Origin of the sequence: Chitinimonas prasina, assembly GCF_030160395.1 — a bacterium.
Taxonomy (GTDB): Bacteria; Pseudomonadota; Gammaproteobacteria; order Burkholderiales; family Chitinimonadaceae; genus Chitinimonas; species Chitinimonas prasina.
On sequence record NZ_BSOG01000001.1, the window covers coordinates 411,358 to 433,588 of the forward strand.

A 22,231-nucleotide genomic window follows, 5' to 3' on the forward strand; every position below is an offset into this window, starting at 1 on the left:
CGGGAGCGGGTTTGGTCATGGCCGTAGTTTATCGGCTGGGCTCAGGTGCGAGGAGTTGTGCAACAAAGCCAGACCAAATACGTAACCAATCCCAGCTTCAGGGATTGGCGAGGAATAAATAACAAAGGCATGGATTACGCCGTTTATTCTGATGTCTTGAATAAACAGCTAAGCCACCCTGTTAAACTCTATGTGCATAGGAAGGGGCAATGAATAAGAAAATATCCGCACTTGTCTTAGCGGCAAAACCGTCGAGGATAGCAACTACCTGTCGGCACTTTGGCCTGGCGATTGCTACCGCTTTGCCCAGCGATACAGCGAAATCGTGATGCAGTACCAGGCCCATCGCGGGCAACGGTAAGCACGGCTTGCCCTGGCGCTACCATGTTGGCGATCAGGCTACGACCGCACCCCGCCCCAAACCATCTGCGCCGCCCGGGCCTAGGCACCCCACAGTCCGCGCAGCGTCGCCACTAACGACTCGTCCAGCGGCGTGGATGGCGTTAGGCATCGCCACGCACACCCCGCGCCACCTACTGGTGCTGCCCCCCTATAAAACCAGCATCAGTTAGGCCACGCGCTTGCCAGCTGGAGAATAAGCTTCAAACGGTTAGACCAGCCTAATTAATTGCCGTGGCCTGGGACCACACCGCTTGCCAAGTGCCATCTTGAAACTCGTAGGTATCCGTATGCCAACAATGGATCACCCCAGAAGCTAACAGAAGCTTTGCTTTGTAGCGGATGACAGCCATCGACGGTGAGAGTCGAACTTCGCAGGGACCGATTTCCCAGCCCTCATATCGCAGTGCACCTGACTTGATGTCTTCGTGATACTCGGTGAGCGAGTAGGTCCTGCCCCCTGGGGTGATCAATTGGTAATCCCGAGCGTGAAGTCGCATTGCCAGCGCTATGTCGCGTCGGACCAAGGCTTGTGTCCGCTCGCTTTCGAGAGTTCGGATGTAGTCGGCTGAAGGTGCTGAAGTCATTTCCATACAGCGTAAAAAAACGTCTGTTTGTGTGGTCTAGCGTTCAAGGGAGTTTCCAGAGGTTTCGCTTTCGTGCCAATTGAAAATCGAGGCTTCCGTCAGTCACCCAAGGTAGCCGGGCGGGCGCGCAATCGTCAATTCTCCCTGCTCTTTAGAAAATGACGGTCAGCATCGCCCACGTAGCCGGCAGCACCAAGGCGGCCGAGGACAGTTCGTCGTGTTCGGCCGAGCTGGCCCGTACAGGCCAGAAGCTGGCCTCGGATGCGACAGCCAAGATACGCTATATTGCCGATGGCGTGCGCACCGCAGTCGAGCTGGTGCAAGGGCTAGATAGCCGCTCCAAGGAGATCGCAGGCCTCATGGGCGAGGTGACCGGCCTGGTCATAGGCGTGGTGGAGCAGGCCGAGCGGGCTGCCGAATATCTGCAGCGCATCAGTGGCAGCGCAGAAGCCCCCCTGGGACAGACGCGTGATGCCAACCTGGCGCATAGCGTTGGTAAGCATTGCAATACCCAAGGGCTTACCAGCTCGCGAAACACGCTGTGGGCGCTTCAGCTCCTATAAAACCAGCGTCTCGCAAGAAAAAAATACGCAACGCCCTTTCATTTCGCGCCCTGCAAACAGCAACCCTTCAAGCATCACCGTATCGGCCCCGACGGCCCAAGTGATATGACCATCCACTGCAGTGCCCAATACATTCGCAAAGGCCCGTAAAACCGGGCCACACCCCATCATGTTTACCCCTGCCTCTGGGAGTCCGCGCCCTACGTTAAAGTAATCGGCGTCTTGCTCCTTGGGTCGCAACTGAAACCAGTCTTCCGTCGAATGTACGACCCAAAACGCTCCCACTTTCTTTACATCGCAAGCATGCACAAGCACACCCACCTCATATACCAACCATGCCAGCAGACGCGCGTCGCTTATTACCCCGTTAAAGGAGAAATATTGCTCGGGCCGAGTCCGTATCTGCTCCACAACACCCGTTACACGTACTAACTCTTCCATAAATACCTCGCTATCAGCTTCCTGCTGCCCAATCTTAATCCCCAGCGCCACCTCATTGCTTACGGGCGTAGAGATACCCAAGGGCTAGCCCGTTGCCGCCGACACTAGGCACGCCACAGTCGTAAGGGCAGGTACTAGGCACTGCCCGGACATCCTTCGCCCCCTAGCCTTCAAAGCAGGCTGTTGCGCGATTCACACCGTGCACCGAGCTTGATCTAAAACTGTTAATAAATAATCTATAGTTTTCAGCAAGCCCATGACCAAAGGCCTTGCTGCAGCGCCGTATACGCGTTGGCAGGACGTCATACCCAAGGAGCGCCAGATGAAGCTGAAAACCCGTGTATGGCTGATTATCTCGGCCTCTGTCCTGGGCATGGCACTGGTGTCGGCCTTCAGCCTGATCGCCCTGCGCGACACCATGCTGGATGAACGCAAGATACAGATAGATCGCCTGCTCCAGCTTGCAGCCGGCATGCTTGATCACTACCACAAGCTGGAAACCAGCGGCGCCATGAGCCGTGACGAGGCGCAGGCCCGGGCCAAGGCGGCCCTGGGGGGGCTGCGGTCGGGTGATGACTACCTGATACTGCGCTCGATGGAGGACGTGCTGCTGGTCCACCCCGATCAAAACCGTATCGGCAAGGTGGACAAGGGCGCCAAGTTGCCTGATGGTCGCCATATCTCGGACGAATATCAGGCCATCCTGGCCAAGGCCGACAGCGGCTTTGCCGAGACCATGGCGACACGGCCTGGCAAGAAGGATGGCCCCAAGGTGGCCAAGCTCAACGGCATACGCAAGTTCGAGCCCTGGGGCTGGATGGTGGGTTTCGGCCTGTTTGTCGATGATATCGATGATGCCTTCTGGGCCCGTGCCGTGCAGTTCGTGCTGCTGAGCTTGGCCATCATCGGCGTGCTGGCCACGCTCTCGCTCACCATGTCGCGCAAGATACTGCAGCAGTTGGGGGGCGAGCCGCAGTATGCCCACGATATCGCCGTGGCCATCTCGCAGGGCGATCTCAGCCAGACCGTGGCCATCAGCGGCTCGGCCGGCGGCAACAGCATGCTGGGGGCCGTCAGCCGCATGCAGGCCAGCCTGCGCGATATGGTAGGCCGCTTCAACCAGGCATCTTCCACTCTGGCAGGGGCGTCAGAGCAGCTATCGGGGCGCATAGGGCAGATAGAGCAACGCTCCAGCGAAACCGCCAACACCACGGCCGCCACGGCGGCTGCGGTAGAGGAAATGACTGTCAGCATCGCCCACGTAGCCGACAGCACCAAGGCGGCTGAGGCCAGTTCGTCGAGCTCTGCCGAGTTGGCTCGTACTGGCCAGAAGCTGGCCTCGGATGCGGCGGCTGAGATACGCCATATTGCCGATGGTGTGCGCGCCGCAGTCGAGTTGGTGCAAGGGCTAGATAGTCGCTCCAAGGAGATCGACCGTATCGCTGTGGTGATCAAGGAGATCGCCGAGCAGACCAATCTGCTGGCCCTCAACGCCGCCATCGAGGCTGCACGAGCTGGCGAGCAGGGGCGCGGTTTTGCGGTGGTGGCCGACGAGGTACGCAAGCTGGCGGAGCGCACGGGGGTGGCTACCCAGAACATCTTTGAAGTGACCGGTGCGGTGCAGAACGATACCCAGTCCATCGCAGGCCGCATGGGCGAGGTGACCGGCTTGGTCAACGGCGGGGTGGAGCAGACCGAGCGGGCGGCCGAGTATCTGCAGCGTATCAGTGGCAGTGCAGAAGCCACCTTAGGGCAGACGCGCGACGTGAACCTGGCGCTGTCGGAACAAAGCCAAGCCAGCGAGAGCATTGCCCGCAATGTGGAGCATATCGCCGAGATGACAGCCGAATCCGATCTGTCGCTGCGTGAAATCAGCAAGGCGTTTGCCGAGCTCGACGTGCTGGCGCAGGAACTCAAGCATACCGCCAGCGGCTTCAGGGTCTAGGCGTGAAGTGGATAGCGGGATGCTACCGGGTAGCGGCCACCAGGCACATTTACACGGTTAATCCAGATCAAGCCATGGAGTAATACCAAGCAACTGCTTTGGCGCCAAGGTTACCATTCAATATATTGCATCAATTGTTACGCTCAGGAGAGGCACGCCATGCTCAGAATTACCGTACTCACACTGGCAGCCTGCTGCGCCACTGCCGCGCCGGCCAGCCGTGAATACAAGATGATAGTCGACCCAACGGCCTACGAGGCTTACGAACCCAGCGAAATCTCCTTCGTCATCGAGCGTAGCCTGCTCAATCTGGCCAAAGGCCCCATCAACCTGGAAACTCGGGGCAAGACCTCTCGTGACAAGACCCGGGCCGTGCGTTTTCTCGACACCCCCGGTGACTGTCTGCTGACCAAGGCCGGTTTGATTGTGCGCGACCGTGGCAACGAAAAGAAGCGCACCTTGACCATCAAGCTACGCGGTGATGTGGACGGCAGCTGGACCAAGGGCGCCAAGGTCAAGGAGGAGGAAGACGTGGTGCCACCGCTGCAGATCAAGCAGTCGCGTGCGCTGCAGGCCAAGCTGGAGAGCAGTGCCACGCTGGACACTATCAAGAGCCTGCAGTCCTACCTGCCGGAACTCGAACGACTGGGCATACCGGCCGACAAGGCTGTGCAGCCGGTGATCAAGGAAAGCATACGCGAAGAAACCTTCACCCTGCCTGAGATCAAGCTGGGTAACAGCTGGGCCGAGACCGAGCTATCGATGTGGTATTTCGGCGATGAAGAGCGCCCCGCCCTGATCGAGGCCTCATTCCGCTATGAAATGGACGGCAATGCCGAGGCCAACGAAGCCACGGCCAAGGTGGCTGCCCAATGGTTCAAGCTGTGGCAAAGCCCTTCGGGCCTGACACCCGACCCCGTCGAATCCACCAAAACCGCCTTTGTCTTCAAGCGCTCTGCCGACTTCTGTAAAAAATGAGCGCCCACCCCATAGGACTTTGGAGTAACTGCATATGAAATCCCTCTACTGCGCATACCTGCTCGCCGCCAGCATGCTGATGCCCGCCCAGGCACAGGCCGATGATCTGGACCAGATCAAGGCCAAGGGCGAAATCGTCATCGGGGTAAAGGACTCGTCCCCGCCCTTTGGTGAATTCAATCCCAAGACCAAAACCGTCATGGGCTACGACATCGATATGGGCGTCGCCGTCGCCAAGCGTATGGGCCTCAAACCTGTTTTCAAGACGGTGGAAACCGGCAACCGGGTGCAACTGCTGCTGGATCGCAAGATAGACCTGATCATGGCCAGCCTGGGCAAGACCCCCGACGTAGCCAAGCAGGTGGACCTGAGCTACGGCTACTTCATGAACCAGACCAAGGCGCTGGCCTTGAAGGGCGTAATCCGTTCGTACGATGACTATTACACGGTCTCCATCGGCGTCACCGCTGGCGGCCCTTTGGAAAAACTGATGCGCAAGCAGTTCCCCAGCGCTGTGCTGGTCACCGCGCCGGACAAACCCGAGCTGACCGCCATGCTGACCAGCGGCAAAGTGCAATCCATCGTCGCTGCAGAAGCCTTGCTGATCAGCATCTGGAACGAGCTGCCCAACAAGCAGCGCTACGAAATGCCGGACTACCCCATCAACGTCAACCCCATCGCCATCGGCATGCGCAAGGGTGAGACCAAGCTGCGTACCGCGATCAACCGCGCCCTGACCGAAATTGAAGACAGCGGCGAAGCCGAGCGCATCTACGAACGCTGGTTTGGTGCCAATACCACTACCCCCATACCACGTACTTTCCGCATCAATCGATATTGATACCCCCGCAATTAATCCCATCAGGAAGAGAGCACTCCAATGAAACTACATGCAATTGCCGCCGCACTGGCCCTGGTCGGCACCGTGGCCTCCGCCGCCGACAGCAATGTCACCGTCTATGGCCGTATGGATATGGGTCTGGAACTGCACAATGACGGCAAGCTCCGTCGCGTTGCCGTTCAAAACTTCTCCTCCCGCCTGGGTTTCCGTGGCGAAGAGGGCCTGGGCGACGGGCTGAGCGCCATCTGGCAGATCGAGAGCGGTGTATCGCCCGACGACAGCGCCAACAGTGGTTCATTTGCCAGCCGCAACAGCTTCGTCGGCCTGAAGGGCGAGTTTGGTACGGTGTTGATGGGCAACTACGATACGCCGTTCAAATCCCTGGACAAGAACGTGGGTCTGCTGTGGAACCAGGGCGACTCGGTGGAACAGATCACCCATGGCAAGGCATCGGAGCTGAACTTCCATACCCGCCAAAAGAACGTGATCCAGTACCACAGCCCCAAGTTCAGCGGCGTCCAGATCAAGCTGGCCTACGGCCCGGATGAGGCCAAGGGCAGCTACACCGCCCCAGCCGAAGTGGGTTCCAATCGCCAGGTGTATTCGATGTCGGCAGAGTACGATGGCGGCAAGTGGAATGTCGGCGCAGCCTATGACGTCAAACAGGATCAGGAAGCCAAGGGCAAAGACTGGCATGCCAGCAAGCTGATTGCCGGCGCCAAGTTTGGTGACTTCACCCTGGGCGCCGCCATCAGCCAGCTCGACAACGACGCCGGCCGCAAGGTGGATACCCTGACCGTGAACGGTGCCTACAAGGTCGGCCCCATGACCTACAAGGCCTCCATCGGTACAGCCGATGAATCCGCCGCCAATGCCAACGACGGCGTGGACCTGTTCGCCATCGAAGTCAATTACGCCATCAGCAAGATGACGTCCTTCTACGGCTACTACGCCCAGTTCAGCAACGACGCACGCGCACGCGCACGCTTCGAAGCCGGCGACAACAAGTACCGGCCGGCACGCGGCGACGATCCCAAGGTGTTCGGCGTCGCCATGCGCCACAACTTCTGATCGACCTATCAGACAGGCTTGCCCGCGCTGCACACAACAAGACCCGCTCAGGCGGGTCTTGTTGTTGGCGCAGGTCTATCAGGCAGAGACGCTAGTCCCTACCTGCAAATGGCCACCGCTCAAGGCAGCGCCTGCAGGCTGGCCTTGGCTGGCCGCGAGAAGTTATAGCCGTCATACCTGTCCCAGTTGATGGACCAGGTCATCACCCCACGGTAGCTGGGATACGCCTGCTTGGGCCGCACGCTGCCGCAGCTCACCAGCTGGGTAAGGCAGGTGAGCGCCTCCTTCACGGTCTGCTGCGTGACAAAACCCTGGTTGGCAGAGCGCGGGCCGGACGGCACGCCAAACGCCACCTGGTCAGGCCGCAGCCCCTTGAACTCCCAGCCATTGCCGTAGTTGACCTTGAAGCCTTCGATCAGCATCAGGCTCCCCCCCACCAGCGCATCGACCGTGCCTTCATTCAAGGTCCGGTTGTCCACATAGGTGAAGCCACCATTGTTGTAGTACTGCACGTGGATCATGTTCAGGTCATCACGCAGGCCATCAATGATGGGCAGGTAAGCCCCCCAGATGCCGGAGTTCACCACATAGCCCCCTTGCACATACGGGTGCTCGGGTGCCATGGAGAGATAGAAACCGGGGCCGACCCTGGCCTTGAGCTGCTTCATTGCCGTGATCAGGTTGTTGATGATGGGCGTACCCAGCACCACACCGGCACCGCTTTCCAGGTCCAGATCAATACCATCCAGCCCGTACTTGTTGATCAGGCCATGCAGGCTGTTGACGAAGTTGGTCACGTTCTCTGCCGTATTCAAGGTCATCCGGCCTTCCTGCCCGCCTAGCGACAGCACCACCTTCTTGCCTCGCGCCCGCTTCTCGGCAATATCGGCAATGAACTGCGCCTCCGTACCTGCGCCGGGGTCCAGGTTGAAAGTCACACTGCCATTGCCCCCATCCTCGCCAAACGAAATCATGATCACGTCCCAATCGTCAGAGACGTCCCGTATGCGCATGGTAGGGCCGCTGGGATTGGTGAAGTTATGCCAGTACCCGATCAGTGCATGCTTGGGCAGGCCAGGTGTGGGTGTGGGTGTGGGTGTGGGCGTGGGCGTGGGCGTGGGCGTGGGCGTGGGGGTCGGAGTCGGAGTCGGAGTCGGAGTTGGAGTTGGAGTTGGAGTTGGAGTTGGAGTTGGAGTTGGAGTTGGAGTCGGTGTCCCGCAAGCGCTCAAGTCGTTCCAGGGCTTGCCGCTGCCAGTACTGGCGGACGGAACCTCACTTTGCGTCCACCACTTGGCCTCGTAGTTACGGCCGTTGTAGGTCACCCGCTGCCCACCGGTATAAGCCGTCCCCGCGCTCCATGCCTGGTAGCAGGTGTTTGGTGTCGGTGTCGGTGTCGGTGTCGGTGTCGGCGTCGGCGTCGGCGTCGGCGTTGGCGTTGGCGTTGGCGTTGGCGTGCCAGCGCAGTCTGCCTGATAAGCCCATAGGGTAGGCGTTGCGGCAGGGTTCCAATTGGCACCTACATGGGCGGTATGGGTCTGTAGCGCCTTGTAGTTCTTGCTTTGGTAGCTGGCCAAGGCATGCGTGGCATAGGTATTACCTTCGGCCCAGGCGGCCGCACAACTCGCCGCCAGGGCATTGGGGCTATACAGCACACCGGCCGTGGCCAGGCTAAGGGTAAGGGTGCGCAGCGCAAAGCGCCTGGCCAAGGTAGGGGTTGGGTTCATGCGGTTGCTCCATCCATATCTGTAGGTTGGGCGAGGTAGCCGGATACATTGCCCGGCTGGCTTATGGGCTGCACCACCCCTCGCGGCGATAGCGGTGCACTCTCGTGAGGAGGCCTGCGCTGGCCTGGAGCCCTATCCCGGCCCCATGCAGCCGATCAAGGCCAAAAACAATACCGGTATTATCAAAACATCTCTTACTGGTTATGCATGGTTACATTATGGTATTAGATCAGCACAATTCAACAATGACAATGTCAACCCATGCTAACCACGCTGTGCCGGAATCCCCACACCATTCGTCCTGCCTCCTTACGCTTCATCGCAATCATTTGACGCGATCACCCCCACTCGAAGACCGTACGTGGCTGCCCCGAAAGGCAAGCCAGCTTCCAACCCATGGAGACCCCATGCAACGTTCCACCCCGATCTCATTGGCCCTGCTGTGCGCAGCCTTGCTGCCCGGCAGCATGGTCCTGGCCGACACCCACTACCAGACGCCCCCTGCCGAGCTGCAGGCGCTGGTCGATGCACCGCGCGGCCCCCTTTTCAACCTTGGCCCCAAACGCAGCACCGCCCTGCTGGTAGGCATGGCAGCCCTGCCCAGCATTAGCGCCGTGGCACAACCAGAGCTGCGCCTGGCCGGGCTGCGCATCAACCCCCGCATGCGCGCCGCCAGCCGGTTTGATTTTGGTAATGGCCTGAGCCTGCTGGATGTAGGCACGGGCCAGCAGCGGCCAGTACAAGGCTTGCCGGCCGATCCGCGCATCGCCGATATCGCCTGGTCATCCGATGAGCGCTGGGTGGCTTTCAGCCGCTGGGGTGACAACGGCGTTGAACTGTGGCTGCTGGATGTGGCCCAGGGTCAGGCCCGCCGCCTGATCAGAGAGCACCTGAACGCCATCGCCGGTAACGGGTTCGGCTGGCTGGGCGGCAACAAGCAGTTGCTGGTCAGGCTAGCACCGCAGGATCCGGCCGCCGCCCCCGTCGCCTCAAGCGTGCCAGCCGGGCCCAATACACAGCAGACGGCCGGCGGCCAGACCTCGCAGACCCGCACCTATGCCGACATGCTCAAGAACCCGGCCGACGCAGCGCAACTGGAATGGCAGTTGCAAACCCAGATCGCCCTGGTAGGCACGGATGGCAAACTGAGCCGGGTGGGCAAACCCGCTACCGTCATCGGCCTGCAGGGCTCGCCCGATGGCAAATACCTGCTGCTGGGCGTGCTGCGCCAACCCTATTCCTATCTGGTGCCAGTATCGCGCTTCCCCCGTGCCACCCAGGTGTGGGATACCCAGGGCAAGCTGATCAGGACGCTGGCCGAACAGCCCCTGCTGGAGCGCCTGCCCAGCGGCAACGATGCCGTCCAACCCGGCCCGCGCGACTTTGCCTGGCGCGATGATGCACCCGCCACCGTACACTGGACCGAAGCCCAGGATGGCGGCGATCCTAACCGTGAAGCCAAGGTGCGCGACACGCTGTTCCAGCAGGCTGCACCGTTCGACCAGCCGGCCACGCGCCTGCTGGATGTTGCCGCACGGGTAGAAGACATCAGCTGGGGCCGTGATGATCTGGCCCTGGTCACCGAAGGCTGGTGGAAGACTCGCGACACCCGCACCTGGCGCATTCAGCCGGGCAAGCCGGCTACAGCGGCCGAGCTCATCGTGTCGCGCAAGTCTGAAGATCGCTACAGCGCCCCCGGCACCCCGCTGACCCGCCTCAACGGCTACGGCCGGCCCGTGCTGCAAACCGGCAAGGACGGCAACACCCTGCTACTGGCCGGCGAAGGCGCCAGCCCGGAAGGCGACCGTCCCTTCCTGGATCGCTTCCACCTCGATAGCAAGAGGACCGAACGCCTGTGGCGCTCCGAAGCACCGTACTACGAACGCACCGTGGCCGTACTGGATGATGAAGGCCAGCGGTTGGTGACCAGCCGCGAGGCCGTGGACGAGCGCCCCAACTACTATCTGCGCGACCTGGTACGCCGGATTGCCCCGCGTGCGCTGACGCAATTCCCACACCCCTACCCGCAGTTCAAGGGCATGCAAAAGGAGCTGATACGCTACAAGCGGGCCGATGGCGTGGAACTGACGGCCACCCTGTATCTGCCAGCCGGCTACGACCCCAAGCGTGACGGCCCCCGCCCCATGCTGATGTGGGCCTACCCGCAGGAGTTCAAATCGGCCAAGGCAGCCAGCCAGGTGACTGACTCCCCCTATCGCTTCAATCGCATCAGCCTGGGTGGCCCCCTGGTCATGCTGGCCCGTGGCTACACCGTGCTGGACGACCCGGCCATGCCCATCATAGGCGAAGGCGACAAGGAGCCGAACGACAGCTACCTGCAGCAACTGACCCAGAGCGCGCAGGCCGCCGTCGACGAAGTCGTCAAACGCGGCGTGGCCGACCGCGACCGCATTGCCGTCGGTGGCCATAGCTATGGCGCCTTCATGACCGCCAACCTGCTGGCCCATACCCGGTTGTTCCGCGCCGGCATCGCCCGCTCCGGCGCCTACAACCGCACGCTGACACCATTCGGCTTTCAGGCCGAAGACCGCAACTTCTGGCAGGCGCAGGGCGTGTACCAAACCATGTCGCCGTTCAACCATGCCGACAAGATCAAGGATGCCCTACTGATCATCCACGGCGAAGTCGACAACAACCCTGGCACTTTCCCCATCCAGAGCGAGCGGCTCTACCAGGCCCTGCAAGGCCTGGGCGGCACCGCCAGGCTGGTCATGCTGCCCCACGAAAGCCACGGCTACCGCGCCCGCGAATCGCTGATGCACATGCTGTGGGAGCAGGACCGCTGGCTGGAAACCTACGTCACCCAGGCCAAGCCCAGAGCGGCTGGCAAGTAGGCAGGCAAAGGGCCACTCGATGCGAGTGGCCCTTTGTAATAAAGCCCGACTGCCGGGCACGCTTACCAGCCCTCATATGCTAGGTCGTGACCAACCATTAGGTTGAACAGGCGCTATTTCAAATACCGGAAATGCCCCGTAATAGGATAGCGAAAGAGAATATCGTCCTCCACCGGCCCGGCCCCGATATTGTGAATGATCTTGGGCCGCTTGCTGCCGCCGACCCGTTGGTCCGAGACGATGCCGATATGCGGCAGATTGCCGGGCAGGCGCCATGTCACCAAGTCGCCAGGCGCGTAGCTGGTCGGCTCCTGGCTCACTGGCAAGGCTGCGCCGGCGCGTGTCATAAAGGTCTGGATATTGGGTACGCGGCGATGATCGATGTTGCGGTCTGGCGCGCGCATGCCCCATAGCTTGGGATAGGCCCCAAAATGCCGAGCCATGTCCTCGTGTATCAGCACCTGCAGATCCACACCCTGCTTGCGATAGGCACGTATCACCAAGTCGGTGCAGACACCACGGTTGTCGGCCACATCGCCCATGGGGTAAGCAATGCGCTGGTAGGCACCGTCATAGACTTCATGCTGCTGGGTACGGGCTCGCGCCGCCGCGACCAGCTTGTCCGCAAAAGTGGCTGCCCATGCCATCGAGGCATAGGGCAGCAACAGCGCGACAACAACGATGGATGGCAAGACCTTCATGGATCACCCGCTCTATCAAAGAAAGTGGAATCCGGGCTGGCCTAAGCCAGCCCGTATCCACTATGGCATGACTGCCTGGAAGCGCTCTCCTGCAAAGACCCGCTTTGGGCTACCGCGTTCAATCTGATAGTGCTGCATGCGTCGCTCAGACCGCAATGCTGCCATACCTGTCGCCTGCCGCATGGCCAGCTTGTGGGCCAGCAGGCAGGCCGCCAGCCGCTTGTTGGCATGCTGACTGCGCTCGGTCTGCACCCTGACGCTGAGGCCGGTGGCGACATGAGTGGCCCGCACCGCCGACTCGGTCTTGTTGACGTGCTGCCCGCCCGGCCCCGATGCACGCAAGGTTTCGTAGCGTATTTCGCTGGCCAGCGCGTTGGCTGGCATGGCGCAGCGGCTTACTCCGATAAACCAGTTCTTGCGTAGATGACGAGGCCTATAGGGGCTGGCGCAGGTCCATTGCAGAGTGCCCTCCCATTGCTGGGCCAGCTCGGCCTCGGCCTCACCCTCCAGGCTGATCAATATCGAGCGGTAAGTCCCGGCCTTGTCTCCTGGTTCCTGCTCAAGGATGTCGGTCGCCACCCGGCTTTGCTCGGCCTCGTCTTGCAGGCGCTGCAGCGCCTTGGCCACCGCCAGGCAGCACTCATCAGGCCCCTGGCCCGCAGAGAGTTGTAGCAAGATCAATCGCAGCACTCCCCACGGGTCTTGTAGGTCAGTACCGGTTTCAGCCGAGCCACCACTTGCAGCAGGCCCGCCCCCGCCAGGACGGCAACGATATTGTCTATCGGCTTGTAGGCCTCGGGCGCTTCCTCGTAGATCAGCTCCCGGTCGGCGCAGATCACATGACTACCCAGGCGGGTTCGGCTCAGCTGGGCATAGCTATAGCGCTTGAGCAGCCTGTCCTTGCACTCGCTGCGCATCCACTTGCGGCCCGCGCCATGGGCCAATGAATACAGGCTGACTGCATTGGGCAGGGGCTGCACTAGATAGCTGTAGTCACCGCGGGAGCCGGGAATGACGACGGCACCACGGTCCGCCGGGGTCGCACCCTTGCGGTGCATCCAGCCATCCTGCTGGCCCACCTGCGCACGGCATACCATGTTGTGGGTGATATCCAGCAGTTGCTCGCCCTCGGCGTGCAAACGCGCCAGTATGCGCCGGGCGATCAGTTGCCGATTAGCCTCGGCAAACTGCACAGCCCCGTCGTGCGCCTGCAGATAGCCGCGCGCCGCCGCGGAGTCTGCAACCAAGCCAGTGTGGCCATGCTGGTCTATATGCTGCCGCAGGATATGCTGGCCCAAGCCGCGCGAACCACTGTGTACCAGCAGTTGCAGCACGCCTTTCTTCAGCTTCAGTTGCGCCAGCGCGGCTGGGTCGTACACCTCATCCACCCGTTGCAGCTCGGCAAAATGGTTGCCGCCACCTATGGTGCCCAGCGCCTGCTGAAAGCCCATGTCGGCCGGAACCAAGGCCGCGACGGCGGCCTGCCAGCTGTCATCGAGCGGACCATCGATATTGCCCAGCTTCTTCTCCAGCTTGCCGATACTAGCCTTGCTGGCATCGATATCAGTCTGCCATAACGCCATGCCACAGCCTATGTCCCCGCCGATCAAGGCAGGGTACAGATGCTCGGCAGCAAAGAAGGCCGCGCCGACAGGATAACCACGACCGGGATGCAGGTCGGGCATGCCGGCCACCAGGCTCATGCCTGGGAGTTTTGCTGTGTTGTGTAATTGCTGGATCGCATCGCCTTCGATCCAAGTGTCTTCCGCCGCGATCAAGGTGACGCGGTCAGACAGATCCTGAACGTAATTGCCCATCGTATTTCCATACCAGATTGATAAAACGCTGATTTGGCAGGCCGGCGCCTGGGGCAATACGAGAGTGCAGCTAAAGCTGGGAGGTCTCGATCAACCTAGACACGGGCACTGCAGAGGGTGGAAACAGTGTGTTGCATGGTGTTTTTCTCCTTTACAGTGAGGTTGATGAGTGAGGGATAAGCGCGGCAAATACTAGCACTACAGCAAACCGTTTGGGAAGCGCCACCCGGTCTGCCCGTCGCACCTCTGCTCGCGTCGAAGTAGCCGCGCTTGAGCGCCAGTGCCGCCCAATCGACGTTTACTACCGTGCGAGACCAGACCGGTGGCGCGGGCCGTCGTCCCTACAGGTCGTCCCCTACGGGTCGTCCCCATAGGCTTGGTTCCGCACGAAAGGGCCACGGTCTCCTAAGGCCCGCAGCCGCCTGCCGTAGGCACCACCGGTGTGCCACGGAAGGCCGCCGAACGCACCAGCGGCACATTCACGCAGTACAGGCCCTTATTGGTATACACGCGAGTCACACGGTTGCTCCCCTCCTGCGAGGTCACCACATTCAGCACCACCAGCTCACCCAGTTCGCGTTCGAACAGCTTGGCCATGGCGGTTTGCACGATAGGTGGCAGCTTGATCAGATTGTGCGGCAGTGGTTTGACCGGCAGCAACTGGCGGGCGGCATCGGCCTCTTGCCTTAGGGCGAGGTCGGTCGCGCCGGCGCTGCGCAAGGCGCGTTCGGTCAGGCTTTCATCCGGCGCCAACGCAAAGGGATCGGCGGAGATGGTCGTGGGTGCCGTTACCAGCGGCGGCGACGTTATGGCGGTCGTCGTTGGTGGTGGCTGTACTGGGGCGGCACGGGACAGTGTACGAGATGATCGGGTACTGGCTGGCCGGGGCGATGGTGCGGCGCGGGCTTGTGGTTCGGCGCGGCTGCTGGGCGGTGTAGGTAGCCACAGCCATTGCATGGCAGGCCTGGGCCGTAGCGTAGGCGGATCGTCGGCCAGGCCAGCACGTCGCTGCTGCTGCATGATGGGCCAAACCCAGAATAGAACGATGTGCAGCCCCATTGATACGCCCATCCCCACCCACATGGCGCGACGCCCATACCGCATGCTTCCCCCTATAGACTTGTTATGCTGGCCTGTTGACCCTGACCCGGCTCAAGACGTTCCCCGCAGTGCTATCATTTCTGCCCCTCCATCAGGATATCGCCATGTTCCACACCGCCGACCAGAGCCGCACGCCCAACTACGACGAGCTGGACCGCCAATTGGCCAGCCTGTTCGAAGGTGAGCGGGACTTTATCGCCAATGCGGCGCAGTTCTCTGCTTTCATCTACCAGACGCTGGATGCCCTCAACTGGGCAGGCTTCTATCTTGCGCGCGGTGACGAACTGGTACTAGGCCCTTTCCAGGGCAAGGTGGCCTGCGTGCGTATTCCCTTTGGCCGTGGTGTCTGTGGTACCGCCGCCCAGCAGCGGGAGACCATCGTGGTCGACGATGTCCATGCCTTCCCCGGCCATATCGCCTGCGATGCGGCTTCGAACGCCGAGATCGTCCTACCCGTCATCAAGGACGGCCGACTGGTGGGCGTCTTCGATATCGACAGCCCGGAAACCCACCGCTTCAGCGCCGCCGACAAGCTGGGTCTGGAAAAGCTGCTGGCCCGCTTTGTGGCCGCCACCGACCTGTAAGCGAACAAACAAACAGCCCCGCAATGCGGGGCTGTTTGTTTGGCATACACCTGCCCAATACGGGGCTATCAGCTGGCGTTACGGATCTGCAGCTTGTAACCCACGCGCAGCACGCCCTTGGCCGCCGGCCGATTCCAGCGCTTGAGGTCGGCCACGCTGACATCGTAGCGGCGGGCGATTTCGTCCAGGGTATCGCCACTGCGTACCACGTGCTGGCGATCACGCGCCTTCTTCGATTTGTCGGCCTGCTTCTTGCTGCTGGCTAGCCTCACCTCCGGCTCCTGGCCGCTTTCCACATCCAGGTTCAGCATCTTGCCCACGGTCACGCTATTGGACTTGAGGTCATTGAGCACCTTGATATCGGCAACGGTCATGCCGTGACGCTTGGCGATGGAAAACAGCGTATCCCCACGCTGTACCCGGTAGCGCGTCACAACACGGGTGGTTTGCACCGCCGGCATGGCACGCGCTGCGGGCAGCGGAGCTTCCCCGGCAGCGTCGTCTTCCTTGTCGTCCGGCTTGATGGCACCGGAGATCAAGGCCGCCAGGTTCTGCCGCTCGCTCACGTCCATATTGTCACGTATGGGCACCAGGATGGTCTGGCCATTGGCAGCACGGGCGCTACCCAGCTTGTTCACGTCGCGCAGTTCGGCCAGCTGGATATTGAACTTGTCGGCAATGCCGTCCAGCGATTCGCCCCGCTTGGTGACATAGGGCTGCCACGACAGCAGTGGCTTGTCATAGCTCTTAAGGTTGCGCTCGAAGTTTTCCACCTTATCGACCGGCAACAGCAGCTTGCGGTCTTCCTTGTGGGCAAACACCGGCCGTATCAGGCCTGGATTCAAGTGCAGCAGTTCGTCCACCGTGGTGCCGGCCAACTGTGCGGCCAGTTGCAGGTCCATGTGGCGGCCGGTGCTGACAGGCTGGAAATACGGTTTGTCCGGCACCGACGGTATCTTCACTCCGAAGGCTTCCGGATTGGCGATGATATTGCGCACGGCCAGCAGCTTGGGCACGTAGTTTTCGGTCTCGCGTGGCTTCTTGATGGTGTCGAAGTCGTCTTCCAGGCCACGGGCGCGGGTCTTTGCCAGCGCACGGCCTACGCCGCCCTCGCCCCAGTTGTAGGCTGCCAAGGCCAGCTGCCAGTCACCGAACAGGTTGTAGAGATCCTGCAAATAGTCCAGCGCCGCATAGGTGGCAGCCATGACGTCCTGCCGACCGTCGTACCACCAAGTTCGCTCCAGGCCATAACGCTGCCCGGTAGACGGAATGAATTGCCACAGGCCCGATGCCAGCGCATGCGATTGCGCTTTGGGCACAAAAGCGCTCTCAACAATGGGCAGCAGTGCAATCTCGGTGGGCATGCCACGGCGTTCCACCTCGCTGACGATAAAGTAGAGGTAACGGCGACCACGATCGACCACCCGCTTCATGTACTCCGGGTGGCTGGCATAGAAGCGTTCCTGCGCGCGCACTGCCGGGGTATCCACCTCGCCCATCTTGAAGCCCTGCCGCACTCGTGCCCACAGATCGGCATCGGTGCCCGTGGTGGTGGGCGGCGAGGTCATCAGTGGGTTTTCGGGGGTAATAGGGGCAAATGCTGGCGTTGTTTCAGTGGCGGATTCCAGCGCCGTATCGGTCACGGGTTCGGTAGTGGTTTCGGCGGCGGCGGCATCGATCGGCGCGGCAAGCAATGCCGGCTCAGTCATGGTGGCCTGTTCCGCGACGGCATCGCCTGCATGGGCAAGGGGCGCAAACAGGGCGGCCACCAGGGCAAACAGAGGAGCAAGTCGGAAATGGATTTGGGTCATAGGCTCAAATGAAAAAGGCACGTCGCGAACAAAGGGGCCGCACCTGTTGAAGGTCCGCCGGCCGAAGGGACGCAGCGAGTGTTTCGTGCATCCCATGCTTTGATGGGACATGCCAAGTAAATGAAAACTGCCGCGATGGTAGGAGCATGGCGGTAGTGCGTCAACCTGAAATTTCCTTATGAATCAATACAAAGCACCATCACACCCCACAATGACCTTGGTGGTGGAACGGGTATTAGTCCATCTTGCCGTTCGTCAGTTCAACCGCGAAATACATTCTTCCACTCCCTTAGGGTGGCGAACACCGCTACCGGGCCATTGTCTATGGCACCTTGGCTGGCCGCTGCCGCCTGGATAGCCGGTTCCGCCCAGCGCAAGAAGGGGTTGGTCGCCCGCTCCAGTCCTATGCTGGAGGGCAAGGTAGGCAGTTGCTGCTCTCGCCGCAAGCGATCAGCCTCGTGGCGCTGCTGCAATGCCGGGTTATCGGGCTCTACAGCCAGCGCAAACTGCTGGTTGGAAAGCGTATATTCATGGGTACAGCACACCAGCGTCTCGTCCGGCAAGGCCGCCAGCCGCGCCAGCGAGGCCTGCATCTGGGTAGCCGTGCCTTCAAACAGCCGGCCACAGCCGCAGGCAAACAGGGTATCCCCGCAAAACACCACGCCCTCGCCATGGTAAGCAATATGATCAAGCGTATGACCGGGTACCGCCATGACGGCAAAGCTTACGCCCATTCCGGGCACGCTCACCTTGCCGCCCTCACCCACACCCTGGCTGACACCGGCAATGCTGGGTGGACCATAGACCGGGCAGCCATAGCGGGCCACCAGCTCAGCCAGGCCGCCAGTATGGTCGCCATGGTGGTGGGTAACCAGTATGGCACTCAGATGCAAACCCAGTGTCTCAAGTTGAGCCACTACCGGCGCGGCAACCCCCGGATCTACAACCAAAGCATGGCCGGCTTGGTGCATCAACCAGACATAGTTGTCCTGGAGTATGGGAACAGGCAGGATGGTCGACATGCAAGACTCCTTCAATACCGTGCTGCCTGAGCAGTTCGCCCAATGGTTACATAGCCCGCTGGGCCAGTGCGTACTGGAGCACGAGCAGCGTTTCTTCGACAGTGCGGTCGCCGATGTATTCGGCTACTACGCAGTACAACTGGAACTACCGGGGCTGGACCTGCTGCGCAGCAACCGCATGCCGACGCGGCTAACGGCCGGTCTCTCGCAGCACTGCTCGCTCAACTGCGACCCTGCGCAACTCCCCTTTTCGACCGCCAGCATAGACCTGCTGGTGCTGCCCCACACGCTGGACTTCCACGCCGACCCGCGCGCCGTGCTGCGCGAGGCCGAACGGGTACTGGTGCCGGAAGGCCGCCTGATGCTGACGGGCTTCAACCCCTGGAGCCTATGGGGCATGGCCCGCCGTAGCAAGCGCGGCCAGGGCATGCCCTGGCAGGGGCACTTCCTGAGCCTGCCGCGCATCAAGGACTGGATGGCCCTGCTGAACTTTGAAGCAGGCGCCAGCAGGGTCCATTGCTATGTACCACCCTTAGCTCAATGCGGCTGGCGCAACCGCTTTGCCTTTATGGAGTATGCCGGCCAACGCTGGTGGCCGGTGGCTGGTGGCATCTACTGCCTGGAGGCCGTCAAACGGGTGCGCGGCATGCGCCTGATCGCCCCTCGCTGGAAAAAAGCCCGCAGCAGTGTACGAGCAGTGGCGGTCGCCCTGCCCGACCGGCAGGAACAGCCTGACGACTGAGAGCCTATCATGGCTTGAGGGTACTGATGGGCGCGAAGCCTGAGCAGGCTCCAGGGAGACCCTAGTGCTCTGTCCGCCAGTGCCCCACGGCGGGCGCGATATCGATCAATCGTTCAAGCCGCAGCACATTGGGCGGCAGGCGCTTCAAGCCACCCACACCCGCCCCGCCCAACCATAGCGATACCGCCGAAGGCAAACGCTGACGCAGCACGGCCACCAGTTCGCCGGCCTCGCGTACCGGGAAGGTCGACGACAGGGACAGCGCCAGGATATCGCAGCCCAGCTCGCAACTGGCTTCCACCATATCGTCTAGTGGCAGCGAAGTCCCCAGCGACCAGGTCTGGCAGCCCTGCATGCGCAGCATGGCCTCCACCATCAGCAGCCCCAGCCCATGCTGCTCGCCCGATGGGGTAGTCAGAAGTACGCGTGGCGCCGCCAGGGGCTGATTGATGCCATTGACCGCCATACGCACCGTCTGCGAAATCTGTTCTACATAACAATGTTCCTGCCAGGCGCTTATCTCCCCGGAGAACCAGGCCTCGCCAATACGATTGTTGGCCTGAGGCATGAACTCGGCTACAAAGTCGCGCAGGCCGCGCACCACCAGTTCGCCCTGCAGGTAGCGCTGCAACTCACCCAGGTCGCGCCGTGCCAAGCATTCAATCAAAGGATCGACGTCAGTGCCGCTCGCGCCGTGGCGGCCTCCACTACCCATGCGCTCCAGCAGCTGCGCCAGCTCGGCCACCTCGCCCCGGACTATCTTGCTGGGGCGCAATCCTCTATCCAGCAGGCGCCTGACCAGCCTGAGCTTCTCCACTTGTTCGGGTGGGTAAACACGATCCCCCTGCGCATCACGCCCCGGCAGCGGAAAGCCATAGCGGCGCTCCCAGATGCGCAACAGCTCCTTGGACAGGCCAGTCTCTCGCTCAACCGCGCTGATGTTGAGCCCCAGGGTTTGATCTACTTGCATGGCATGTACACATGTATCGGACAGGAGGATGTCTGCATCATAACGCCGTTCCTTTGTCGTCGCACATCAATGGGCGGTTTAGCCATCATGCCTTAGAGCCTGTTCCATGTCTTTTCGCCGTGCGCCGGCCCGCTGGGCGCGCAACCTTGCCGGATGATGGGCAAGGCGCAAGACGCGCAGCGGTACGGGTACCTTTAGCGGCATGCAACGCTGCCATTCGTCGGCAAGGCTGTGAACTCGAAGGGCTGAACTGGAAAGCGGCCATTCACTGCATTGTGGCGCTTGGCACTAACTTGTTATTGCCTGCCCACCACGTCTTGTGCCTGGCTATTCTCCAGATCAACCCAGCGGGCAAGCGCACGACGAAAAGACATGGAACAGGCTCTTAGCAGCACGACTGGCCATGCCTGCCCTTACCGCTCCGGCGCGGGCAGAAAAACCACGCCCAGACTCCCTTGCCTAATAAAGCAGCGGGCTTGACTGGCAGGGTAGCCGCCCCGTCGTTACAATGCTGCGGATTTCGACGACTCCCCCGTCGAAGCAAGATACCAATATGGGAGGTGACATGAAGTACAACGCAACCTGGCTGCTACTGGGCCTGCTAGCCTTGCCGCTGGCCTCGCATGCCGCTGGCAATGCGGCCAACGGCGCCAAGAAGAACTCGATGTGCATAGGCTGCCACGGCATTCCTGGCTACAAGACCGCCTTCCCGGATGTCTATCATGTGCCCAAGATCGGTGGCCAGCATGCCGAATACCTCGCGGCGGCGCTGCAAGGCTACAAGACGGGTGCCCGCAAACACCCCACCATGAATGGCATTGCCGTGCAGTTGTCCGAACAGGATATTGCCGACCTCGCCGCCTACTACGCTGCGCAGAAGAAATAAGGGGAGCCCGATGAACGCACTACGTTATACCGTGGCCGCCCTGGCGGGCCTGGCACTGTCGGCACAAGCCGCAGACCTGGCCGCTGGCCGTACCAAGTCCGAGCAGCTCTGTGCTGCCTGCCACAATGTGGATGGCAAGAGCACCAATCCGCAATACCCGGTGCTGGCCGGCCAGCATGCCGATTACTTGAAGCATTCGCTCAAGCAATATCAGAACGGCGTGCGCAACAACGCCATCATGGCCGGCATGGTCAAAACCCTGACCAAGGCAGATATAGACAATCTGTCGGCCTGGTTTGCCAGCCAGGACAGCAGCCTGAACATGAAGCGGTAATTGCATTTCTGTTTTGCTGCTGTCGCGACGCCCGGCCCTGCCGGGCGTTGTCTTTTGCACTATCGTCAACCTATACCCAGCCGCACTGGTCCGCTCCATCATGCACAGACACAGCCCCGACTTACGCGATGGCACCCTGGTGGTCCGCCAGGGCCAAGCAACCGACGCCCCCGCCATACTGGCGTTTTTTCAGGCCAACCGAACGGCCTTTGGCCCAGTAGAGCCACGCCGGCCAGACAACTTCTATACCTTGGAGTCTTGTCATATGCGACTGGCCATGCACCGCAACCAGCTGGAGGAAGGACGTAGTGCCTGCCTGTTTGTGTTCGATGCCGACAACCGTACCGTCATCGGCACTGTCAATTTCACCAACATCTCAGGCTATCCGCATTACGGCGCCACCCTCGGCTACTCGCTGGCGCAATCGGAATGGGGCAAAGGCCGCATGGTGCGTGCGCTCAGGCTGGCATTGGACTGGCTGTTCGATGACTTCAACCTGCACCGCGTCGCCGCCAACCATCTGCCCGACAACGAACGCAGTGCCCGGGTGCTGGCCAAACTGGGGTTCAAGCAAGAAGGCTACGCACCCGACTACCTTCTGATAGACGGTATCTGGCGTGATCATGTGCTGACCGCGCTAACCCACACCGATTGGCAAGCCCGTGACCTCCACGCCCCACTGATAGTCGACGGTACAGGCACACGCCAGAAATAAGGGCTGGCCTCACAAGCGTCGGCCAGCTAGGCTCATCCTGTGCGTAATTCACAAGCGTAATGTTGGGCCCCACTTTAGTTAAAAAATCATAGAATACTAATAATAGCCATCCCGCCGCGCACGCCAGCGTAGCGACCATCCGGA

At 61.0% G+C, this 22,231-nt stretch carries 22 protein-coding genes; 12 read left to right on the top strand and 10 right to left on the bottom strand.

The genetic code is table 11. The features are described from left to right. The first annotated feature begins 57 nt into the window (after positions 1 to 57). Positions 58 to 213 (top strand): DUF6402 family protein, encoded by a 156-nt coding sequence (locus QQK16_RS21280; RefSeq protein WP_368860120.1) that lies wholly within the window; start codon positions 58 to 60, stop codon positions 211 to 213. A 407-nt stretch (positions 214 to 620) separates the two neighbouring features. Here QQK16_RS21280 and QQK16_RS21285 read toward each other — a convergent pair whose 3' ends face one another. Beyond that, the gene (locus QQK16_RS21285) at positions 621 to 992 is read right to left on the bottom strand and encodes a nuclear transport factor 2 family protein (RefSeq protein WP_368860121.1); all 372 of its coding nucleotides are present in this window, start codon (positions 990 to 992) and stop codon (positions 621 to 623) included. 152 nt (positions 993 to 1,144) lie between these two features. On the opposite strand from QQK16_RS21285, the gene QQK16_RS02125 reads away from it, so the two are divergent. Further along, positions 1,145 to 1,549: a hypothetical protein gene (locus QQK16_RS02125; RefSeq protein WP_284194769.1), complete on the top strand. Its 405-nt coding sequence runs from the start codon at positions 1,145 to 1,147 to the stop codon at positions 1,547 to 1,549. Here the strand turns inward: QQK16_RS02125 and QQK16_RS02130 are convergent. Beyond that, positions 1,544 to 2,071 carry a hypothetical protein gene (locus QQK16_RS02130; protein ID WP_284194770.1) on the bottom strand — a complete coding sequence of 176 codons (528 nt, stop codon included), beginning with the start codon at positions 2,069 to 2,071 and terminating at the stop codon, positions 1,544 to 1,546. The two genes, QQK16_RS02125 and QQK16_RS02130, sit on opposite strands and share 6 nt — an antisense overlap. A gap of 241 nt (positions 2,072 to 2,312) precedes the next feature. On the opposite strand from QQK16_RS02130, the gene QQK16_RS02135 reads away from it, so the two are divergent. The 4 genes from QQK16_RS02135 (at position 2,313) to QQK16_RS02150 (ending at position 6,825) form a co-directional block, all read left to right on the top strand. Continuing rightward, positions 2,313 to 3,935 (top strand): methyl-accepting chemotaxis protein, encoded by a 1,623-nt coding sequence (locus tag QQK16_RS02135; protein WP_284194771.1) that lies wholly within the window; start codon positions 2,313 to 2,315, stop codon positions 3,933 to 3,935. A gap of 159 nt (positions 3,936 to 4,094) precedes the next feature. Further along, on the top strand, positions 4,095 to 4,913 hold the full coding sequence (locus QQK16_RS02140; RefSeq protein ID WP_284194772.1) for a hypothetical protein: 819 nt from the start codon (positions 4,095 to 4,097) through the stop codon (positions 4,911 to 4,913). A 34-nt stretch (positions 4,914 to 4,947) separates the two neighbouring features. Then, positions 4,948 to 5,754 carry a transporter substrate-binding domain-containing protein gene (locus tag QQK16_RS02145; protein ID WP_284194773.1) on the top strand — a complete coding sequence of 269 codons (807 nt, stop codon included), beginning with the start codon at positions 4,948 to 4,950 and terminating at the stop codon, positions 5,752 to 5,754. 39 nt (positions 5,755 to 5,793) lie between these two features. Beyond that, positions 5,794 to 6,825 carry a porin gene (locus tag QQK16_RS02150; protein ID WP_284194774.1) on the top strand — a complete coding sequence of 344 codons (1,032 nt, stop codon included), beginning with the start codon at positions 5,794 to 5,796 and terminating at the stop codon, positions 6,823 to 6,825. Between the two features lie 119 nt (positions 6,826 to 6,944). Here the strand turns inward: QQK16_RS02150 and QQK16_RS02155 are convergent, their stop codons facing one another. Next, positions 6,945 to 8,549, bottom strand: a complete 1,605-nt coding sequence (locus tag QQK16_RS02155; protein WP_284194775.1) for a chitinase — start codon at positions 8,547 to 8,549, stop codon at positions 6,945 to 6,947. Positions 8,550 to 8,956: 407 nt separating this feature from the next. Here QQK16_RS02155 and QQK16_RS02160 point away from each other — a divergent pair, with 407 nt between their 5' ends. Continuing rightward, positions 8,957 to 11,404 (top strand): prolyl oligopeptidase family serine peptidase, encoded by a 2,448-nt coding sequence (locus QQK16_RS02160; RefSeq protein ID WP_284194776.1) that lies wholly within the window; start codon positions 8,957 to 8,959, stop codon positions 11,402 to 11,404. A 113-nt stretch (positions 11,405 to 11,517) separates the two neighbouring features. Here QQK16_RS02160 and QQK16_RS02165 read toward each other — a convergent pair whose 3' ends face one another. The 4 genes from QQK16_RS02165 to QQK16_RS02180 form a co-directional block, all read right to left on the bottom strand. Beyond that, positions 11,518 to 12,105 carry a DUF1287 domain-containing protein gene (locus QQK16_RS02165; protein WP_284194777.1) on the bottom strand — a complete coding sequence of 196 codons (588 nt, stop codon included), beginning with the start codon at positions 12,103 to 12,105 and terminating at the stop codon, positions 11,518 to 11,520. Positions 12,106 to 12,165: 60 nt separating this feature from the next. Beyond that, a complete protein-coding gene (prfH, locus tag QQK16_RS02170) occupies positions 12,166 to 12,795 on the bottom strand; it encodes a peptide chain release factor H (RefSeq protein ID WP_308446974.1) in 630 nt (209 codons plus the stop codon). Then, entirely contained in the window at positions 12,783 to 13,922 is a 1,140-nt protein-coding gene (locus QQK16_RS02175) for an RNA ligase RtcB family protein (RefSeq protein ID WP_284194779.1), read from the bottom strand. The genes prfH and QQK16_RS02175 overlap by 13 nt, the downstream gene beginning before the upstream one ends. Before the next feature lie 405 nt (positions 13,923 to 14,327). Then, positions 14,328 to 15,026, bottom strand: coding sequence for a hypothetical protein (locus QQK16_RS02180; protein WP_284194780.1), 699 nt, complete (start codon positions 15,024 to 15,026; stop codon positions 14,328 to 14,330). Between the two features lie 101 nt (positions 15,027 to 15,127). Here QQK16_RS02180 and QQK16_RS02185 point away from each other — a divergent pair, with 101 nt between their 5' ends. Beyond that, positions 15,128 to 15,607, top strand: a complete 480-nt coding sequence (locus tag QQK16_RS02185; RefSeq protein ID WP_284194781.1) for a GAF domain-containing protein — start codon at positions 15,128 to 15,130, stop codon at positions 15,605 to 15,607. Between the two features lie 68 nt (positions 15,608 to 15,675). Here the strand turns inward: QQK16_RS02185 and QQK16_RS02190 are convergent, their stop codons facing one another. Both QQK16_RS02190 and gloB read right to left on the bottom strand, forming a co-directional pair. Beyond that, positions 15,676 to 17,418 carry a lytic transglycosylase gene (locus QQK16_RS02190; RefSeq protein ID WP_284194782.1) on the bottom strand — a complete coding sequence of 581 codons (1,743 nt, stop codon included), beginning with the start codon at positions 17,416 to 17,418 and terminating at the stop codon, positions 15,676 to 15,678. A gap of 260 nt (positions 17,419 to 17,678) precedes the next feature. Beyond that, positions 17,679 to 18,440, bottom strand: a complete 762-nt coding sequence (gene gloB, locus QQK16_RS02195; protein ID WP_284194783.1) for a hydroxyacylglutathione hydrolase — start codon at positions 18,438 to 18,440, stop codon at positions 17,679 to 17,681. Here gloB and QQK16_RS02200 point away from each other — a divergent pair. After that, a complete protein-coding gene (locus tag QQK16_RS02200; protein WP_284194784.1) occupies positions 18,439 to 19,182 on the top strand; it encodes a class I SAM-dependent methyltransferase in 744 nt (247 codons plus the stop codon). The two genes, gloB and QQK16_RS02200, sit on opposite strands and share 2 nt — an antisense overlap. A gap of 61 nt (positions 19,183 to 19,243) precedes the next feature. On the opposite strand, the gene QQK16_RS02205 is transcribed toward QQK16_RS02200, so the two are convergent. Further along, positions 19,244 to 20,152: a MerR family transcriptional regulator gene (locus QQK16_RS02205; protein ID WP_284194785.1), complete on the bottom strand. Its 909-nt coding sequence runs from the start codon at positions 20,150 to 20,152 to the stop codon at positions 19,244 to 19,246. Between the two features lie 565 nt (positions 20,153 to 20,717). Here QQK16_RS02205 and QQK16_RS02210 point away from each other — a divergent pair. The 3 genes from QQK16_RS02210 to QQK16_RS02220 all read left to right on the top strand — a co-directional run bounded on the left by QQK16_RS02210 (position 20,718) and on the right by QQK16_RS02220 (position 22,087). Beyond that, positions 20,718 to 21,038: a c-type cytochrome gene (locus QQK16_RS02210; RefSeq protein WP_284194786.1), complete on the top strand. Its 321-nt coding sequence runs from the start codon at positions 20,718 to 20,720 to the stop codon at positions 21,036 to 21,038. Positions 21,039 to 21,048: 10 nt separating this feature from the next. Further along, the gene (locus tag QQK16_RS02215) at positions 21,049 to 21,372 is read left to right on the top strand and encodes a c-type cytochrome (protein WP_284194787.1); all 324 of its coding nucleotides are present in this window, start codon (positions 21,049 to 21,051) and stop codon (positions 21,370 to 21,372) included. Positions 21,373 to 21,472: 100 nt separating this feature from the next. Further along, positions 21,473 to 22,087: a GNAT family N-acetyltransferase gene (locus tag QQK16_RS02220; protein ID WP_284194788.1), complete on the top strand. Its 615-nt coding sequence runs from the start codon at positions 21,473 to 21,475 to the stop codon at positions 22,085 to 22,087. Positions 22,088 to 22,231 lie beyond the last annotated feature (144 nt).

Excerpts from the sequence above, each read along its gene's own strand:
- QQK16_RS21285 (WP_368860121.1), bottom strand. The coding sequence starts at position 992 with ATGGAAATGACTTCAGCACCTTCAGCCGACTACATCCGAACTCTCGAA.
- QQK16_RS02125 (WP_284194769.1), top strand. The coding sequence starts at position 1,145 with ATGACGGTCAGCATCGCCCACGTAGCCGGCAGCACCAAGGCGGCCGAG.
- QQK16_RS02135 (WP_284194771.1), top strand. The coding sequence starts at position 2,313 with ATGAAGCTGAAAACCCGTGTATGGCTGATTATCTCGGCCTCTGTCCTG.
- QQK16_RS02140 (WP_284194772.1), top strand. The coding sequence starts at position 4,095 with ATGCTCAGAATTACCGTACTCACACTGGCAGCCTGCTGCGCCACTGCC.
- QQK16_RS02145 (WP_284194773.1), top strand. The coding sequence starts at position 4,948 with ATGAAATCCCTCTACTGCGCATACCTGCTCGCCGCCAGCATGCTGATG.
- QQK16_RS02150 (WP_284194774.1), top strand. The coding sequence starts at position 5,794 with ATGAAACTACATGCAATTGCCGCCGCACTGGCCCTGGTCGGCACCGTG.
- QQK16_RS02155 (WP_284194775.1), bottom strand. The coding sequence starts at position 8,549 with ATGAACCCAACCCCTACCTTGGCCAGGCGCTTTGCGCTGCGCACCCTT.
- QQK16_RS02160 (WP_284194776.1), top strand. The coding sequence starts at position 8,957 with ATGCAACGTTCCACCCCGATCTCATTGGCCCTGCTGTGCGCAGCCTTG.
- QQK16_RS02165 (WP_284194777.1), bottom strand. The coding sequence starts at position 12,105 with ATGAAGGTCTTGCCATCCATCGTTGTTGTCGCGCTGTTGCTGCCCTAT.
- QQK16_RS02175 (WP_284194779.1), bottom strand. The coding sequence starts at position 13,922 with ATGGGCAATTACGTTCAGGATCTGTCTGACCGCGTCACCTTGATCGCG.
- QQK16_RS02180 (WP_284194780.1), bottom strand. The coding sequence starts at position 15,026 with ATGCGGTATGGGCGTCGCGCCATGTGGGTGGGGATGGGCGTATCAATG.
- QQK16_RS02185 (WP_284194781.1), top strand. The coding sequence starts at position 15,128 with ATGTTCCACACCGCCGACCAGAGCCGCACGCCCAACTACGACGAGCTG.
- QQK16_RS02190 (WP_284194782.1), bottom strand. The coding sequence starts at position 17,418 with ATGACCCAAATCCATTTCCGACTTGCTCCTCTGTTTGCCCTGGTGGCC.
- QQK16_RS02200 (WP_284194784.1), top strand. The coding sequence starts at position 18,439 with ATGCAAGACTCCTTCAATACCGTGCTGCCTGAGCAGTTCGCCCAATGG.
- gloB (WP_284194783.1), bottom strand. The coding sequence starts at position 18,440 with ATGTCGACCATCCTGCCTGTTCCCATACTCCAGGACAACTATGTCTGG.
- QQK16_RS02205 (WP_284194785.1), bottom strand. The coding sequence starts at position 20,152 with ATGCAAGTAGATCAAACCCTGGGGCTCAACATCAGCGCGGTTGAGCGA.
- QQK16_RS02210 (WP_284194786.1), top strand. The coding sequence starts at position 20,718 with ATGAAGTACAACGCAACCTGGCTGCTACTGGGCCTGCTAGCCTTGCCG.
- QQK16_RS02215 (WP_284194787.1), top strand. The coding sequence starts at position 21,049 with ATGAACGCACTACGTTATACCGTGGCCGCCCTGGCGGGCCTGGCACTG.
- QQK16_RS02220 (WP_284194788.1), top strand. The coding sequence starts at position 21,473 with ATGCACAGACACAGCCCCGACTTACGCGATGGCACCCTGGTGGTCCGC.